Origin of the sequence: Cohnella phaseoli, from assembly GCF_003386235.1 — a bacterium.
GTDB lineage: Bacteria > Bacillota > Bacilli > Paenibacillales > Paenibacillaceae > Cohnella > Cohnella phaseoli.
The window spans coordinates 275659-291006 of sequence record NZ_QRDZ01000006.1 but is presented as its reverse complement, the minus strand read 5'-3'; the positions used below and the strand labels follow the sequence as shown (position 1 = coordinate 291006).

The 15348-nt window shown below is 55.1% G+C and carries 12 protein-coding genes; 1 reads left to right on the top strand and 11 read right to left on the bottom strand.

Going from position 1 to position 15348, the window contains the following annotated elements:
• Positions 1-194 precede the first annotated feature (194 nt).
• Positions 195-1667, bottom strand: a complete 1473-nt coding sequence (locus DFP98_RS10460; protein ID WP_116060519.1) for a polysaccharide deacetylase family protein — start codon at positions 1665-1667, stop codon at positions 195-197.
• Between the two features lie 183 nt (positions 1668-1850).
• On the opposite strand from DFP98_RS10460, the gene DFP98_RS10455 reads away from it, so the two are divergent.
• Positions 1851-2996 (top strand): AI-2E family transporter, encoded by a 1146-nt coding sequence (locus DFP98_RS10455; protein WP_116060518.1) that lies wholly within the window; start codon positions 1851-1853, stop codon positions 2994-2996.
• On the opposite strand, the gene DFP98_RS10450 is transcribed toward DFP98_RS10455, so the two are convergent.
• The 10 genes from DFP98_RS10450 to alaS all read right to left on the bottom strand — a co-directional run bounded on the left by DFP98_RS10450 (position 2929) and on the right by alaS (position 15010).
• Complete coding sequence (locus tag DFP98_RS10450) at positions 2929-4764, bottom strand: peptidoglycan D,D-transpeptidase FtsI family protein (RefSeq protein ID WP_116060517.1); 1836 nt, start codon at positions 4762-4764, stop codon at positions 2929-2931. The two genes, DFP98_RS10455 and DFP98_RS10450, sit on opposite strands and share 68 nt — an antisense overlap.
• A gap of 124 nt (positions 4765-4888) precedes the next feature.
• The gene (locus DFP98_RS10445) at positions 4889-7000 is read right to left on the bottom strand and encodes a methyl-accepting chemotaxis protein (protein WP_246016486.1); all 2112 of its coding nucleotides are present in this window, start codon (positions 6998-7000) and stop codon (positions 4889-4891) included.
• Between the two features lie 266 nt (positions 7001-7266).
• Positions 7267-8529, bottom strand: coding sequence for a peptidase U32 family protein (locus DFP98_RS10440; protein ID WP_391571172.1), 1263 nt, complete (start codon positions 8527-8529; stop codon positions 7267-7269).
• 18 nt (positions 8530-8547) lie between these two features.
• Positions 8548-9462 (bottom strand): peptidase U32 family protein, encoded by a 915-nt coding sequence (locus tag DFP98_RS10435; protein ID WP_116060515.1) that lies wholly within the window; start codon positions 9460-9462, stop codon positions 8548-8550.
• Between the two features lie 130 nt (positions 9463-9592).
• Positions 9593-10915 (bottom strand): endolytic transglycosylase MltG, encoded by a 1323-nt coding sequence (mltG, locus tag DFP98_RS10430; RefSeq protein ID WP_116060514.1) that lies wholly within the window; start codon positions 10913-10915, stop codon positions 9593-9595.
• Between the two features lie 71 nt (positions 10916-10986).
• Positions 10987-11298 (bottom strand): DUF1292 domain-containing protein, encoded by a 312-nt coding sequence (locus DFP98_RS10425; protein ID WP_116060513.1) that lies wholly within the window; start codon positions 11296-11298, stop codon positions 10987-10989.
• On the bottom strand, positions 11291-11596 hold the full coding sequence (locus DFP98_RS10420; protein WP_116060512.1) for a DUF1292 domain-containing protein: 306 nt from the start codon (positions 11594-11596) through the stop codon (positions 11291-11293). The genes DFP98_RS10425 and DFP98_RS10420 overlap by 8 nt, the downstream gene beginning before the upstream one ends.
• Positions 11577-12023, bottom strand: coding sequence for a Holliday junction resolvase RuvX (ruvX, locus tag DFP98_RS10415; RefSeq protein WP_116060511.1), 447 nt, complete (start codon positions 12021-12023; stop codon positions 11577-11579). Before ruvX ends, DFP98_RS10420 begins: the two co-directional genes overlap by 20 nt.
• 2 nt (positions 12024-12025) lie before the next feature.
• The gene (locus tag DFP98_RS10410) at positions 12026-12301 is read right to left on the bottom strand and encodes an IreB family regulatory phosphoprotein (protein WP_116060510.1); all 276 of its coding nucleotides are present in this window, start codon (positions 12299-12301) and stop codon (positions 12026-12028) included.
• A gap of 81 nt (positions 12302-12382) precedes the next feature.
• The gene (gene alaS, locus DFP98_RS10405; protein ID WP_116060539.1) at positions 12383-15010 is read right to left on the bottom strand and encodes an alanine--tRNA ligase; all 2628 of its coding nucleotides are present in this window, start codon (positions 15008-15010) and stop codon (positions 12383-12385) included.
• Positions 15011-15348 lie beyond the last annotated feature (338 nt).

The window sequence follows — 15348 nt, the reverse complement described above, 5'->3', positions numbered from 1 at the left end:
CAGGGTTAGCACCCTTAACGCCGTCATTTTTCAATTAGGCACCTTTTTTTCAAGCGAGCTGTTCTAAAAGTGAGCTAGAACTTACTTTTGAGACATCCTCTTGTTCGTTGCCAGCGTCAAGCAAAAAAAGACTTTCCTTCAGTCACCGTGAGGTGACTGAAGGAAAGTCTTTTTTTATTAATTAGGATTATAGATTACACCAGCTTGCCCACCGTAGTCTCATCAAATGGTCCAGAGACGTTTTCCGATAACTCTGGTTCCGCAGCCCGCTTGCCGGCTGACGTATCGCTCGTCTTGGCGGCGGCGCGCTCCCGTCCGACGCGGCGAACCTTCTTCGACTCGTCTGCCCATCTCAGCAGCGTATCCCGCTCCATGATCAACATCCGAGGATTCAAGGATTCGCTATGCTCGCGCACCCGTTCGTTGCCGGCAGGGTGAACGACCCTAATCATAAACCGCAAATAAAGGTTTGTCGACCACGCGAATAGTCCTTTGGGCAGATCAAACATTTCGAAGCCCAAGCTCTCGCCTCCGCGGTGAATCATCGATACTCCATAAAGCGCCTTAACTTCGTCGCCTTTCGGGATGACAGCCAGCTCTCTAGCCATATCCGGCAGCACCTTTTCGATCTCGCGAATGATTCTGATCGCCACCTGCAGCGACGTCTTCGACTTCATCCCGGCTTCGACAAGCATACGGTTTTCGAAATGGATTTCCATGATCAGATCTCCCGGTTTAAGCTCCCTGCCGTTCTGCAGCTTAAGCTCATACCCGGAATACTTGCGAATGCGGTAATTGAAAAATCCGGCGCTGCCGATAGGACGAAGCCTGAATACGACGTGAAACAGCTTCTCCCATAGCATCCACAAGCCAATGACCAGTTTCTTGAGCGGGCCGACGGAGGCTTTCCGTTCCGCGCTTGCTCCCTCGGCAGCTCGACCTGCCTTTCTCTTCTTCGCAGCCCGCTCTGTCACCTCGATCATCTCGTCGATGCCGATAAAACGATAGCCCAGCTTCTCTCCATCGTTCAAAATTCTCTCCACCGCAGCAAGTGTATTCTCGGGCGCATCCCGGTCCGCGCCGAACGTGCTTCCGCAATCATGAAGCAGGAACACCTGCCCGGGCTTAAGCTTCCTCTTCATTCGGCGATACAACCTGTCTGCTCCGATCCGTTTCTTCCAGTCCCCGAACAACGACGTCCAGAGCACAATCTGAAGATGTCCGAGCCGGGCGTAATCGAACACGTTGACGATTCCCCACGGCGGACGATAGTACATCGGCTTCTTTCCGGTAATCCGCTCAATCACGTCCGACGTCTGACGGATTTGCCGCTTTACCGTGCCTGGGCGCATAAACCAGTTCATATGATGGACGTAGTTATGTATGCCCAGAATATGTCCTTCTTCGTGTATTCTCGCCACGATGTCCGGATACTTCTCCGCATTTTCCCCGACAACGAAAAAAGTTCCCTTTGCTCCGTGTTGCTTCAACAGATCAAGCAGCTTAGGCGTATATTCGGGATCAGGGCCGTCGTCGAACGTCAAGGAAATCCCGTCGGACGATTTCCCGTTCATAAACACTCTGTAGCCGAAAATCCGGCTGATCAACGCCGGCAAAAAAGCATAAAAAGTCAAAAAATAAAAACCGATCCAGAGGATGATTTCCATGCCTTCCCCACCATCTTGATTGCCATATTAGTTGTGCGCGCGGTTGTTAGCCCACCATATATTTTAACATATGCTCAGACAAAATAGGCATGCCAGTATGCATCTTTTTTGTTATCGTGTACAATAAACAATAAATGGATCGGCCAAGCTGCCCATAACGAATCGGTAAAGGAAGGCTGACAGATGCTATCACTGTACCAAAAATATTGGAGAACCGCTTTCGATCTAGGTGTAGTCGCGCTCACCGTATGGCTGACGATGTACATATTCAGCTACTTATACAATCTTGCGACGCCTGTATTTCTCTCCTTTCTCATCTTCTGGATCATCGAACCGCTTGCAAAACGACTTAACCGCATCGGGCTCCCGAAATCGATCGCCACCGGCATCAGCATGTTGTTTTTTACGCTGATCATCCTTGCCGTTTTCTTTGGGCTCGGATATATATTTACGATTCAGCTTACACAGCTCGCGGACGATTTGCCGAAATATCAGAAGCTGCTTCAAGGCCAGGTCAGCTCCATCGCGGAACGGCTGCAGAACGAAGCCGAGGCGCTGCCTCCGGATATCGCTAAAAGGCTAAGCGATGCGGCCGCCTACGTGACCGATCTGGGTGCGAATTGGGCCGGCAAATTTCTGAAATGGCTCGTCGGCTTCCTTAGCTCTTTCTCCTCGTTTATTTTGAACATTTCCATCGCTATCGTCCTTGCTTATTTCCTCAGCTTGGAGATCGAAAGCTGGAAGAAGGTTTCGGCGGACAGAGCGCCCAAAACGTTAAAAGTGGCGTTTGAGTTTCTGCGCAACAACGTGTTCAAGGGCATCGGCGCGTATCTGAAAGCGCAAGGAAAGCTGATCAGCATTACGTTCCTCGTCATTTTCGTCACATTGCTGGCGCTCGGCGTGAACAATGCGTTTTCCATCGCTTTGCTCGCGGGCATTTTCGACGTGCTCCCGCTGCTGGGCGTCAATACGCTGTTCATTCCATGGATCGCTTATCTGTTCATTGTCGGCGATACAACGCTGGCCATCTGCCTTACCGTACTGCTGCTCGTCGTTACGCTGACCCGGCAATTTCTGGAACCGAGAATTACCGGTCAGACCGTCGGCGTATCCGCCTTTACGATGCTTGCCTTCATGATGATTTCCTTATCTCTGTTTGGCGTGGCAGGCTTGATCCTGGCTCCGATTCTGATGATTTTGCTTAAAGCCCTGTACGATCAAGGCTACTTCCATAGTTGGATCCGGTTTCCGAGAGACGAATTTAATGTTCCCCCGCTTGCGCCGCAGCCTGCTTCCGATGAAGCTCCAAGCGCCGAAGCCCGTCCATAACATTGCCGAACACTGTCGCGCCGCGGTTGCGCAGGCCTGCCGGCTGATCCTCGATCAGCACGGCGACTGCGTACCGCGGTTTTTGGCCTACGGGACCGTATCCGACGAACCAATGATCGTTTCTCCCCTTTTGCTTGCCCGCAAGCTCGGCCGTGCCCGATTTGCCGGACAACGGCCACGCGGCTCCCCTCAGAGCGCTTGCAGCCGTTCCCTCCCGTACGACCGCAAGCATGCCTCTGCGCAGCGCTGCAGCCGTCTCCGGCTCGATTCCTCCGTACTTCGAGGGCGCGGTTTGCACGCCTAGCGAAGCCATCAGTCCCCCGTCCGCATAACGTACCTCCTTCACCAGCCTTGGAGCAAATGCGCGGCCGTCGTTCAGAATCGTCACGATCATATTCGCCGCCTGCAGCGGAGTAACCCTCACGTCCCGCTGACCGATGCCCGTTCCCGTCCTCGCTCCTCCATCCTTTGCAATTTGCTTGCTTAAGAACACCGATCCGGCTTCTTCTTCGTCCAGCAGCCGCAGAGGTGCGCCATCGGCAAAACGGTCGGTATGCCAGCCGATTTGTCTGGCAAAGCCCAACCTCTCCGCCGTAACTTGCAGCCAAGCCGGGTCCAGCCGCTCCGCCAGCGTCGCAAAAGCGACATTGCATGATTGCGCATAGGCTTGCTCAAGCGTCAGTCGGCCATGTCCGCCTTTTTTCCAGCACTTGAGCCCGTATTTCCCGTAATGGCCGTTGCAGATGAACGTTTCGTGCCATCCCGTCACTCCCGCTTCAAGCGCCGCTGCCAGCGTCACCGTCTTGAACACGGAGCCTGGCGGCACGGCGGTGACTGCGTGATTGCGCTCATCCGTACCGTTGGCGCCAATATGATACGGGTCCAGCTGCGGAAGAGACACCATGGCGAGAATGTCGGCATTTGCAGCATCCAGTACGACTATCGCGCCTTTGCCGATTCCGTATTCTTTCATTGCAGATTCGGCTATGCGCTGAACGTCCAAATCCAGCGTAGTCGTAACCTGCAATGGAAAATGAGGATTGTCGTCGACGTTCAAGCGCAAGCCTAATCCATCCAACGGTCTTCTCGCGGCATCCGTTACCTGCTTTACCGTTGTCTCCGCTCTTCCTTGCAGCAGGCGGTCCAACGATTGTTCAAGCCCGGATCCGCCGAGGGGCGCCGTCAGCTTCATTCTTTTCTTCGCAATTTGGTCCCCGTACAGCTGCAGCGCGTGCTCGGGATGCTGTGAGATATATCCGATCGCATGAAGAGGCGTTATCCCTGAAGGGTATCGATTCGAGTATGGCAAAACGGCAACGCCAAGCAGATGCGCCCGTTCCACCAGATGAATCTGCTTCGAAGTCAAATCGACGGCTTGTCCAGAGCCTGGAATCCGCCAGACGGCAGGCTCTCGCAGTCTGCTCCACCAAGCTGTCAGCTCAGCCGGCTCAACGCCCAAGCTGGATGCCAGCTCGCGAATGTCCCGCTCGGCCCCTCTCGGCTGTCCGTTGTTCGGAAAGGCCGCCAGACTTTGTACTGTACTGCCTGTCAGCAACCGCCCTCGGCGATCGCGAAACTGTCCCCGCCCGCTGTCAAGAAGCAGCGCGTCGGAATGCTGAAGAACGGCGTTGGCCTTCAGAGAGCCGCTTGCTCCCCTCGACTCTCCGCCCCAAATTTGCAGCCATGCCAATCTTGCTCCCAGCACGCCGAACAGCGCCGCCAGCAGCACAAGCATCCGAAAAGCTCTTACGGCGATTTCCCGTCTCATCGCATTAGCCCCTTCTCTTTTTCTCCTTTCCCTAGCATTGCCATAATCGATATAGGTTGAACCTCAATCTAATGCGAAAAAAAGCCTCCTCCCCGTAAGCGGGAGAAGGCTTCTTCAGTGTGACTTAGGATACGGTAAACCGGCTTAGCGATTCGCGCAGCTTGCCCGATACCGCCTCCAGATTGCTCGACAGTTGCACCAAACCGTCGCTGATGCTTAATTGCTCGTTGCTCAAGGAAGCAACTTCCTCGGAAGTAGCCGAGGCTTCTTCGGCAACCGCGCTGACATTGCTCATCGCAAGCGCAAGCGTACTCTGCGCGCCTTCGAGCTGACGTACGGAATCGGTACCTGAAGAAAGTCTGTTGATAAAACCGCTCATATTGTCCTGAACCGTCACGAAAATCTGATTGGCTTCGCGAACCGAATCGATCTGCTCCTGAAAGATCGGATACGCTTCGGACAATACGCTGACCGTTTCTTCAATCTCGCTGGAAATCTTTTCGACAATTCCGCCGACAACGCTGATCGATTCGCGAGACTGATCGGCAAGCTTGCGAATTTCGTCGGCAACGACCATGAAGCCTTTGCCCGCCGCTCCGGCACGAGCCGCTTCAATCGTCGCATTCAAGGACAAAATATTCGTCTGCTTCGTAATATTGCCTAGCACATCGAGAATTTTGCGAATCGAACCGGTGCTTTCCTGCAGCTTGTCGACCTTCTCGACCATAGAACGAGTCATTTCTTCCGTCTGTCCCGTCTTCTGAATCAAATTGTCCATGTAGACTGAGCCCGTACGGCCTGCTTCCTCTACTTCGTTAGCCGACTGCCCCATCTCGACGTTGGCATCGATGACGGATTGAACTTGCGTGCCGATCTGAACGGTCAAATCCGAGCCCTTCTCCGCTTCCACCGCGAGATTCGTCGCGCCGTTGGCGATTTCTTCGGTTGCGACGGCGATCTCCTTGGCCGCTCCGGCCGTTTTGCGCGACGCATCGGACAGCGATGCGGCGGTCGCAAGCACCTCCTGCGCGGACAGGTTCGTCTGGCGGACAAGTCCGGTAATCTCTTCCATCATCCGGTTAAAGCTGTCGGATACTTGGCCGATTTCGTCCTTCTTGCGGATCGTGGAGCGAACGGTCAAGTTGCCGCGTTCGCCTTCGTTCATCAGCGTGCGCAGTTGAGACAGCGGGCGCCCGACCGACAGCATGACGATCGCTCCGATTCCGCCCGCGATCAGAGCCGCGATCAGGGACATCAACCAAGTCAGATTGCTGATGGCTTTAGCATCTTTAACAAGGAAGGAAACCGGAATGTTGCCGACCAGCTGCCAGCCGTTCATGAAATTCCCTGCCGACGACAGCACCTTCGTTCCGTCGACCGTAATCGTTGCGGAAGAATCCGCCTCCGGCAATTCGAATTCGTAAGGCGTTCCCATCTTCGCGGCATCGGGACCGTACACGATCGTCTTATCGCCGGCAACGATGAACGCCGAGCTGCCCTCTCCGAAGTTAACCGACTCCATCTGGGCTTCAAGCGTTTTGATTTTGATTTCCAGCATGAGCAGGTAGGGCTTACCTTGGTTCAAAAGGCGACCTAGGACGAAGGTTGGCGTGCCGCGAGAATTGTCCAGGCCTTTGGTCAGGGTTGAAACCCAGACTGCCCTGCCGTTCGCTTCGGAGATCGTCTTCAGAAACTCCTGTCCCCGAACTCCTTCCTGATTCAGCATCGACCCGGTGGAGATAAACTGTCCGCCTTCATCCAACGGGATTAAGGAAATGCTCTCGTAGTTGGAATCGGCCATCGCTACGCTGTTCAATTTCTCCGTCAGCTGACGGGCCGTATCGAACATTTCGTAATCGTCTTTCGTAACAGCGAGAGTGCCAAGCAAACTGGTAAACTTAGAATCGGTAATAAACTGTAGCGATTGCCGCTCGTAGCCTTCTAGCATCAAACTGATTTTGCCGGCAGTCTGCATAGCGGTCTGACTGCTCGAATCGGCAACTTTCTGTTGAATAATCGAACTCGATTTGGAGTAAGAGAACCACCCCAGAATCAGAACGCAAGCCAAAATGCTGCAAAAGATAAGCAGAAAAAGCTTCATTCCGACGGAACGTATCGGATTTTCGAATCTCGTCTCCTTCAGCTGACCGCCAACCTTTTTGGATAAACCGCTCACAGAATCGGAAACTTTTTTCCAATCCTTCGCTCCCATTTTCTCACGCCACGATTGCTTCATCTGCTTTAACCCTCCAACTATGTAGTGACGACTGACTAACGGCACAAAAAAATAGACTTGCAGAAACACAACAAAGTATATATCGGCCGCTTGTGTGGGTAAGTTTACCTATGTTTGACACATTCGACAAACCTATTTCTATTTCCTCTTATTTCTTTGGAATTTTCTCGAAAAATTTACCTTCTGTTAACTTTTTAGTGCAAGTTTGAAAAGCCCGGTTCTCAGCACCTAATAGGCGGAATGAACCGGACTTGTGAATAAGTTTTTTACAGTCGTTTGCGCATAATGTCGAGAGGAGCGACAGGCTGTTCGGTTTTGACAAGAATTTTCTGAAGGGGATGGCGGGCAACCGTCAACGCATTTCCTTCTTCGTCCGCAAGCTCGCCCAGACGCTGAACGAACTGCCGGCCTCCCGGGCCGAAAAATTCGACTTCCATTCCCGGGCGAAACGGACTTCGCTGCTGAACGGTGGCGATTCCCGACGCTTCGTCATAGTCGGTAACGACGGCCGCGAAGTCGTAGGGAGCAGGCTTCTCCTCCGGCTCGTAAATATGTTCCTCCGTTCCCGGCGTCGTATAGAAAAATCCCGTATTAAGCGGCCGATTCGCCGCCTTGCCGATCTCGTCTACCCATTCCTGCCGCAGCTCATAGCGCTCCGGATCGGCCATGTAGGCGTCGATCGCCTGACGATAGGCGTTCACGACCGAAGCGACGTAGTGGATACTTTTCATCCGACCTTCGATTTTGAAGCTGTCTACGCCCGCATCGATCAAATCGGGAATATGCCGAATCATGCACAGATCTTTGGAGCCCATCGTAAAGCTATTTTCTCCCGGCTCCATAACCGATTGCTCGTCCGCATGCAGGTCGTATTTCCAGCGGCACGACTGGCAACAGCCGCCTCTGTTCGAATCCCGGTCTGTGAAATGGTTGGAGAGCACACAGCGCCCCGATACGGAGGAGCACATCGCGCCGTGGATAAACACTTCAAGCTCGATATCTACCTTGGCTTTCATCTCGGCGATTTCATCCATCGTCGTTTCCCTTGCAAGCACGACGCGCGGCAGCCCTTCCTCTTTCCAGAAGCGCACAGCCTGCCAATTCATCGTCGACTGCTGCGTACTCAGATGGACCTCCAGCTTGGGCGCGACCTGTTGCGCCATTTCCACAATGGCGGGGTCGGCAGCGATAATGGCGGCGATTCCAGCGCTCTCAAGCTGGCGCAAATAATCGGCGATCCCGTCCAAATCCTCTTGATGTGCGTAAATATTAGTTGCGACGAATACTTTGGCTCCGTATTTGGCCGCGAATTCAACGCCTTCGCGCATCTCTTCGAAACTGAAGTTATCGGCGTTGGATCTGAGACCGTATTTCTGGCCGCCGATATAGACGGCATCCGCTCCGTAATGGACGGCAAACTTCAACTTCTCCAAGCTGCCGGCCGGCGCCAGCAGCTCGGGCTTGTCCAGACGCGTCCTCTTGCCCGCGTAACGAGGCTTAACGCCCGCTGCGACATGACTCATCGTCATTCCTCCTGATCTTAATCGTCAATAAACTTGTTCTTTATATAAAAATCCGAAGCCCAGCTCTCTGTCCGGACTTTGCAGCCGCTGAATGCTTTTCAACGCCTCTTCATTTAATGTATATGCTTCGGGATCTCTCTGCCAGCGATCAAGAGCTTCGCGATAGCCTTTCAACACCGTTTCGTTATATTCGGCTGATTTGAGCAACGGCTCGATATACAAGCTGTCGACGCCCGCGTTAATTATTTCGGGCAGCGCCTCAAGCAAACAAATGTCGTCGGGACTCATCACATGCGTGCCGTTCTCGTCCTCGTATACCGGAAATTTCTCATCGGGACGCTCCGCTTCGACGAGGAAAAGCCCTTGGTCCGGCCCTTTGCGAATCAGAGTCGCTTCCCGACCGAGATGCTGCATGTAGCTTTCCAGCAGATTGCGGTGAGAATGATAGATGTTCGTCATCCCGTGCACTTGAACCTGAACTTCGATCTCCGTCTTCGTCTTCAGATCGACGATCTCCTCTTCGTTCAGCTCGCGGGCGATCACGGCGCGCGCGGCGCCTCTTCTTCCCCAATAAGCTGCGGAAGAAGAATTCGTTCCCGTCATCTCGGCATTCCAGAAAAGCTGCAGATCGGAAGCATGCTCTCGTGCGTACATCAGTATCGCAGGATCGCCGAAGACGACCGCATCCGCTCCGGCCTCTCGAACCGCTCGCAAATAATCCGGCAGTTCGTCCAGCTCGTGGTTGCGGAACAACTTGTTCATATTAACGTACGATTTGGCGCCGAGCCGATGAGCGAGCAGAACCGCTTCCTTAAGATCGTCCCGTCCAATGTCTCCCGGCTGCCGCATGCCGTATTTGGATTCGCCGATAAGAACCGCAGAAGCTCCGGCACGAATATATCGCTCGATCTGGTCGATGGAGCCGGCGGATATGAGCAATTCAGGAATAGCTGTTGTAATGGTGATGCACCTCCGGGAAATCTTCGACCCGGCAAGCTTTACCGCAGCATCTCAAAAATGCTGTGGAACGGCTGGCCGGGTCGGCGCGCATTTCTTCGAATGCGAATGTTTATTGAACGGCGTTTTTCTCGCTCAGCTTAATATTCTTCTGATGCTGCGAGTAAGTTTCCGCGAAGAGATGGGTATTGGTCCCGTCCTTCTTCGTTACGTAGTACAAGTAATCCGTTTGATCCGGATAGAGGGCGGCTTCGATCGATTTAAGGCTCGGAGCCGCGATCGGTCCCGGCGGAAGTCCTTGATTCAAATACGTATTGTAAGGACTCTTCACCTTAAGATCCACTTCAAGCAGCCGCTCCTTCTGCTTATCGAGCAAATACTGGATCGTCGCATCGATCTGCAGCGGCATCTTCTTCTTAAGCCGATTCTGAATGACGCTTGCCACGATCGGACGCTCCTCGTCGGCGACGACTTCTCGTTCCACTAAGGAGGCGATCGTTAACAGCTGATGCACCGTTAATCCGCGATCCTCCATCACGCTGAGCCAGTCCTCCGGCAGCTGATCGAGCTTGCGGTCGAGTTCGGCCAACATGCGGTTAATGACTTCCGTCTCCGTGCTGCCCGCCTTCATCTCGTAAGTGTCCGGGAACAAGTAGCCCTCAAGCGGATAACGAAGATCTGCGTTCGTCGGAAGCCCCTTGGTCCAGATCGATCCGGTCCACAGCTCCGGCTTACTCGCCGCCTCCATGAACTTCTCCTTGTCCACGCCTGCCTTCTCCGCAAGCCGCTCGGCGATCTGCGGCACGGTGAAGCCTTCGGGAATCGTGAACTTGATCGTCTGGGCGGCGACCGTATCTCCCTCGTTCAGCTTGGCGACAATCTCCTCGCGCGTCATCCCCGGAGTCAGCTCATACTCTCCCGCCTGAAACCGCGAGCCCTCGCCCTCTAGCTTCAGCCAGCCGCTAAACAGAAAAGCGTTACGAATAAGTCCTTGTTCCTCCAACAACTCAATGACTTTCTGAGCTCGCATGCCGGAAGTAATCGTGAATTTTACCGGTGAGGAAGCCGCAGCCGTCGGTCTCAGGCCGTTCCAAACATAGAACAGCGCCCCTCCGACCATGACCAGCACCAAGCTCAGTGCAATCAGGAACGACCAGAGCAGTACTTTGGGCTTGCGGCGCCGCACGGCCGGAACCGACGTCGTCGTCGCATTGGGCTCTTGCCCGGCAGGCTCGGCAGACGCGGAGCGATCCGCCGTCCTTCCTCGGCCGGGTCCCTCCGAACGCAAAGATGCGGAGCGGGACAATTGAGGCAAGCTGCCGCTCTCTGTCGCCGCAGCCGCCTCGCTTCTGTCGGCTTGCCTGCTTTTCTCGTCCGTTATCCTGTCACCGTATACGGATCTCCATCCCGTTGTCGGTTCATCGTCTCTATTCAAGCTGTTTCCCCTCCAGCACACCTGTCGTCACCGAGAAAAAGAGCGGTCGCCCGCTCTTCGATCGATGGACTTTACGGCCGCTCGTCGCTGCCGAACTGCATATCGTCGAAAGCTTCGGCGACAAGCTCCCACTCTTCCTCGTCCGCGACGGATTCGAGTTCAAGCTCGCCGTCGGAATTCGAGACAACTTTGAACACTTCGATCTCGTCGTCCCGCTGCATTTTCTTCGTTTGCAGGATCGCATAGCGCGTATCGGCCACAATTAGCTCGGCGGCAATCCGATAGGTCAGAACCGCTCCGCTGTCGGCCAACAATTCGACGCTGTCTCCGTAACGTCGGCTCAGCTCCGACAGCGGTGAATCACTGCCGCCGCTCTCAGTCATCGGCTTCTCCAAACTCGCCGACCAACGTGTTGAACGTCTCTTCGACCATTTCCCATTCCGCAGGATCTTCAATTGGATAAAGCTTGATTTCGCCCTCATTATCCTCGTCGTAGCGGAAAGCGAACACTTCCTGCTCTTCGTCTTCGTCCTCGTCTGCCGGCACGACCATCATATACTTCCGGTCCGTGCCGTCATCGAGCTCAAAGCGCATAACGACTTCGAAAGGCTCGTCATTGCCTTCGTCGTCCGTAATATAGATCAATTCCGCTTCTTCTTCGTTATGATTCAAATCCGTCATGGACGATCCCTCGTTTCGATACCGAATCAAGATAGTTCTGCAGCAAAATCGCCGCCGCCATCTTGTCGATGACTTGTTTGCGCTTGCTTCGACTTACGTCGGCTTCGAGGAGCGTCCGCTCCGCGGATACCGTTGTCAGCCTTTCATCCCATAACTGCACCGGTAAATCTAGCTTCTGCCGAAGCTGCTCGGCAAATGCGATGCAATTTTCCCCACTTGGCCCGATCGTGCCGTTCATGTTCTTAGGCAATCCGACTACGATCGTTCCGACCTCGTACTCGGCGATCAGCTCCGCGATGCGAGCCTCCGGATCGGCGACGACTTTCTTATCGATCACTTCCAGCCCTTGCGCGGTCCAGCCGAATAAATCGCCCATCGCCACGCCGATCCGTCTCTCTCCGTAATCCAATCCCATCGTGCGGCGCATCGTCAACGGTTTTGCTGAAGATAGAAGCGAACGAGCTCTTCGATCAATTCGTCCCGTTCCTTCTTGCGAATCAGGCTGCGCGCGTTGTTATGTCTCGGAATAAAAGCAGGGTCTCCGGACAGCAGATAGCCGACGATCTGGTTGATCGGATTGTACTCCTTCTCAACTAACGCGTCGTGCACCGTGAACAGAATGTCTCGCGGCGAAACCTCGCGAGGGTCGGCCACAACATCAAATTTCATGGTTTGGTCGAAATGATTTTTATCCGACGTGCTCATCTCCAGCACCTCGCTTTCAATGACTGACTCTAACACCTAAATCCATCATAACATAATCTCCGTTCGACAGGAAATTAGTGGTTACGAAATCTGAGCCGAAACCAAAGACTCCGCAGCCTTCAACGCTTCAGCCAGCTTCGCTGGCTCTTTGCCGCCGGCTTGGGCCAGCTCCGGCTTGCCTCCGCCTCCGCCTCCGCAGATCGCGGCGATCTCCTTGATCAGCTTGCCGGCATGCAAGCCTCGCTTTACCAAATCCGGCGTCACCGCTACGATCAGGTTTACCTTCTCGCCGTCAACCGCCCCCAACACGAGAACCGCCGATTCGAGCTTGGTCTTCAGTTCGTCGGCAACTCCGCGCAGAGCGTCCATGCCGCCGGCATTCACTTGAGCGGCGAGCAGCGTCGCTTCGCCGACCTTCTTCGCCGAGGAGACGAGCTCCGCCGCTTCCAACCGACTGAGTTTGCCCTGCAGCGACTCGTTGTCTCGTTGTGCCTGCCGCAGTTCGCCTTGCAGCGCTTCGACACGTCTCGGCACATCGGCTACGCTGCTCTTCAGCAGAGCGGCGGCATCTTTCAGCAAACCAAGCTGGTCGTCAAGATAGCCGTATGCATAGCGGCCCGTTACCGCCTCGATCCGGCGTACGCCGGAGCCGATGCCTCCCTCGCTTACGAGCTTGAACAGCCCGATCTGCGACGTGTTGCGTACGTGGCAGCCGCCGCACAGCTCGAGGCTGTAGTCGCCGACGCGAACAACGCGGACGATATCGCCGTATTTCTCGCCGAACAGCGCCATCGCGCCCAACGCCTTCGCTTCGGCGATCGGCTTCAGACTGATATCCAGCTCGGTTCCAAGCCAGATCTGCTCGTTGACGCGGCGTTCGATATCGGCCAACTCCTCGGCGGTTACTGCGCCGAAATGCGAGAAGTCAAAGCGCAGTCGTTCAGGCTCGACCAGCGAGCCCGCTTGGTTGACGTGGCCGCCCAGCACATCCTTGAGCGCCCTGTGCAGCAGGTGTGTGGCCGTATGGTTGCGAATCGTATCGCTGCGCTCCGATGAGTTGACGGAAGCCGTTACCGTATCTCCAACCTTCAGAAGGCCTCCGGTCACGACAACCTGATGAACAGGTTGTCCGTGCGGCGCCTTGCTCAGACCGGTCACTTCGGCATTGACGCCGTCGGACAGCAGCACGCCGCGGTCGCTCACCTGGCCGCCGCTTTCCGCATAGAACGGCGTACGGTCAAGCACGACCAGCACCTTCTGGTCGACTCCGGCGACGTCGACGAACTCGTCGCCCGCCACAATCGCCTGTACGCGAACTTCCGCGCTCAGCGCATCATAGCCGATAAACTCGCTCTTGTCCGTGTAGTCGGCGAGCGGTCCTCCCTGAACCTTCATGCTGTCGGTCTCTTGACGGGCGGCGCGGGCGCGATCCCGCTGCTCCTGCATCGCCTTGTCGAAGCCTTCGCGATCGACGGTCATTCCTTGCTCCGTTGCGTAGTCCTCCGTCAGGTCGAGCGGGAAGCCGTAAGTGTCGTACAGCTTAAAAGCGTCCGAGCCGGAAATCTCCGCGCGCCCTTCGGCGCGAGCCTTGCCGCACAGATCGGAGAGAATCGCCAGACCGTCGGACAGCGTCTCGTGGAACCGCTCCTCTTCAGTGCGGATGACCTTCTCGATAAATTCCCGCTTCTCCACCACTTCCGGGTAGAAGCCGCCCATAACCTCGCCAACGGTCGACGTCAGCTCCCACAGGAACGGCCGGTCGACGCCAAGCACTTTGCCGTAACGAACAGCGCGGCGCAGCAGACGACGAATAATGTAGCCGCGACCCTCGTTGGACGGCAGCACGCCGTCTCCTACGGAGAACGCCACGGTGCGAATATGATCCGCGATGACCTTGAGCGCAACGTCATGATCTTCGTTCGCCTTGTATTTCACGCCGGCGATTGCGCTCGCGCGCTCGATAAGCGGCATAAACAGGTCGGTGTCGAAGTTCGAATCGACGTCCTGAAGAATGGAAGCGAAGCGCTCCAATCCTGCGCCGGTATCGATGTTTTTGTTCGGCAACGGCGTATAGCTGCCGTCCTTGTTATGGTTGAACTGCGAGAACACGAGGTTCCACACCTCAAGGAAGCGCTCGTTCTCGCCACCGGGCGTGCACTCGGGATCGGACAGATCGCCGTACTTGTCGCCGCGATCGTAGAAAATCTCGGTACAAGGACCGCACGGCCCTTCGCCGATATCCCAGAAATTGTCCTGCAGCTTCACGATCCGTTCAGCAGGGAGACCGATCTTCTCGTTCCAGTACCGGTAAGCTTCCTCGTCCTCCGGATAGACGGTGACGGACAGCCGCTGCGGATCGAAGCCGATCCACTCCGGTCCGGTCAGAAACTCCCATGCCCAGGTGATCGCTTCCTCCTTGAAGTAATCGCCGATGGAAAAGTTGCCGAGCATCTCGAAAAACGTATGATGCCGCCGCGTCTTGCCAACGTTCTCGATGTCGTTTGTACGAATGCACTTCTGCGAGTTGGTGATCCGCGGATTTTCCGGGATGACCCGGCCGTCGAAATACGCCTTAAGCGGCGCCATTCCCGCATTGATCCAGAGCAGAGACGGATCGTTGTGCGGAACGAGCGGAGCGCTTGGCTCGATTTTGTGGCCCTTGCTTGCGAAAAATTCAAGCCATTTGCTGCGGATTTCTGCTGCTTTCATCGGTTTCATAATCTCGTATCCTCCTAGGCGTCACCCAAAAAAAATAAAAAAACGCCCCTCAAAATCAGGGACGAATAGCTTCGCGGTACCACCCTGGTTATCGCTTGCTCATGAAGCGATCTCCTCTTGACGGGATAACGGCCCTGGCCGGCGGACTTGCCTCCGCACTCCGGAGCGAGCTTTCCCCTGCCCTTCGCAACGAAGATTTTTCCAGCCGTGTCCGCGTCGCAGTGGCGACGTCCCGAACCCGAAATCTTCTCTCTGGCGATGCGGACTGCGAGGTACTTATGCTCCGTCAACGTGTTGCGTGATATGTTGCTATACCACATTAAATTATA

Coding starts and splice junctions, on each gene's coding strand:
- DFP98_RS10460 (WP_116060519.1), bottom strand. CDS start 1,667: ATGGAAATCATCCTCTGGATCGGTTTTTATTTTTTGACTTTTTATGCT.
- DFP98_RS10455 (WP_116060518.1), top strand. CDS start 1,851: ATGCTATCACTGTACCAAAAATATTGGAGAACCGCTTTCGATCTAGGT.
- DFP98_RS10450 (WP_116060517.1), bottom strand. CDS start 4,764: ATGAGACGGGAAATCGCCGTAAGAGCTTTTCGGATGCTTGTGCTGCTG.
- DFP98_RS10445 (WP_246016486.1), bottom strand. CDS start 7,000: ATGAAGCAATCGTGGCGTGAGAAAATGGGAGCGAAGGATTGGAAAAAA.
- DFP98_RS10440 (WP_391571172.1), bottom strand. CDS start 8,529: ATGACGATGAGTCATGTCGCAGCGGGCGTTAAGCCTCGTTACGCGGGC.
- DFP98_RS10425 (WP_116060513.1), bottom strand. CDS start 11,298: ATGACTGAGAGCGGCGGCAGTGATTCACCGCTGTCGGAGCTGAGCCGA.
- DFP98_RS10420 (WP_116060512.1), bottom strand. CDS start 11,596: ATGACGGATTTGAATCATAACGAAGAAGAAGCGGAATTGATCTATATT.
- ruvX (WP_116060511.1), bottom strand. CDS start 12,023: ATGCGCCGCACGATGGGATTGGATTACGGAGAGAGACGGATCGGCGTG.
- DFP98_RS10410 (WP_116060510.1), bottom strand. CDS start 12,301: ATGAGCACGTCGGATAAAAATCATTTCGACCAAACCATGAAATTTGAT.
- alaS (WP_116060539.1), bottom strand. CDS start 15,010: ATGAAAGCAGCAGAAATCCGCAGCAAATGGCTTGAATTTTTCGCAAGC.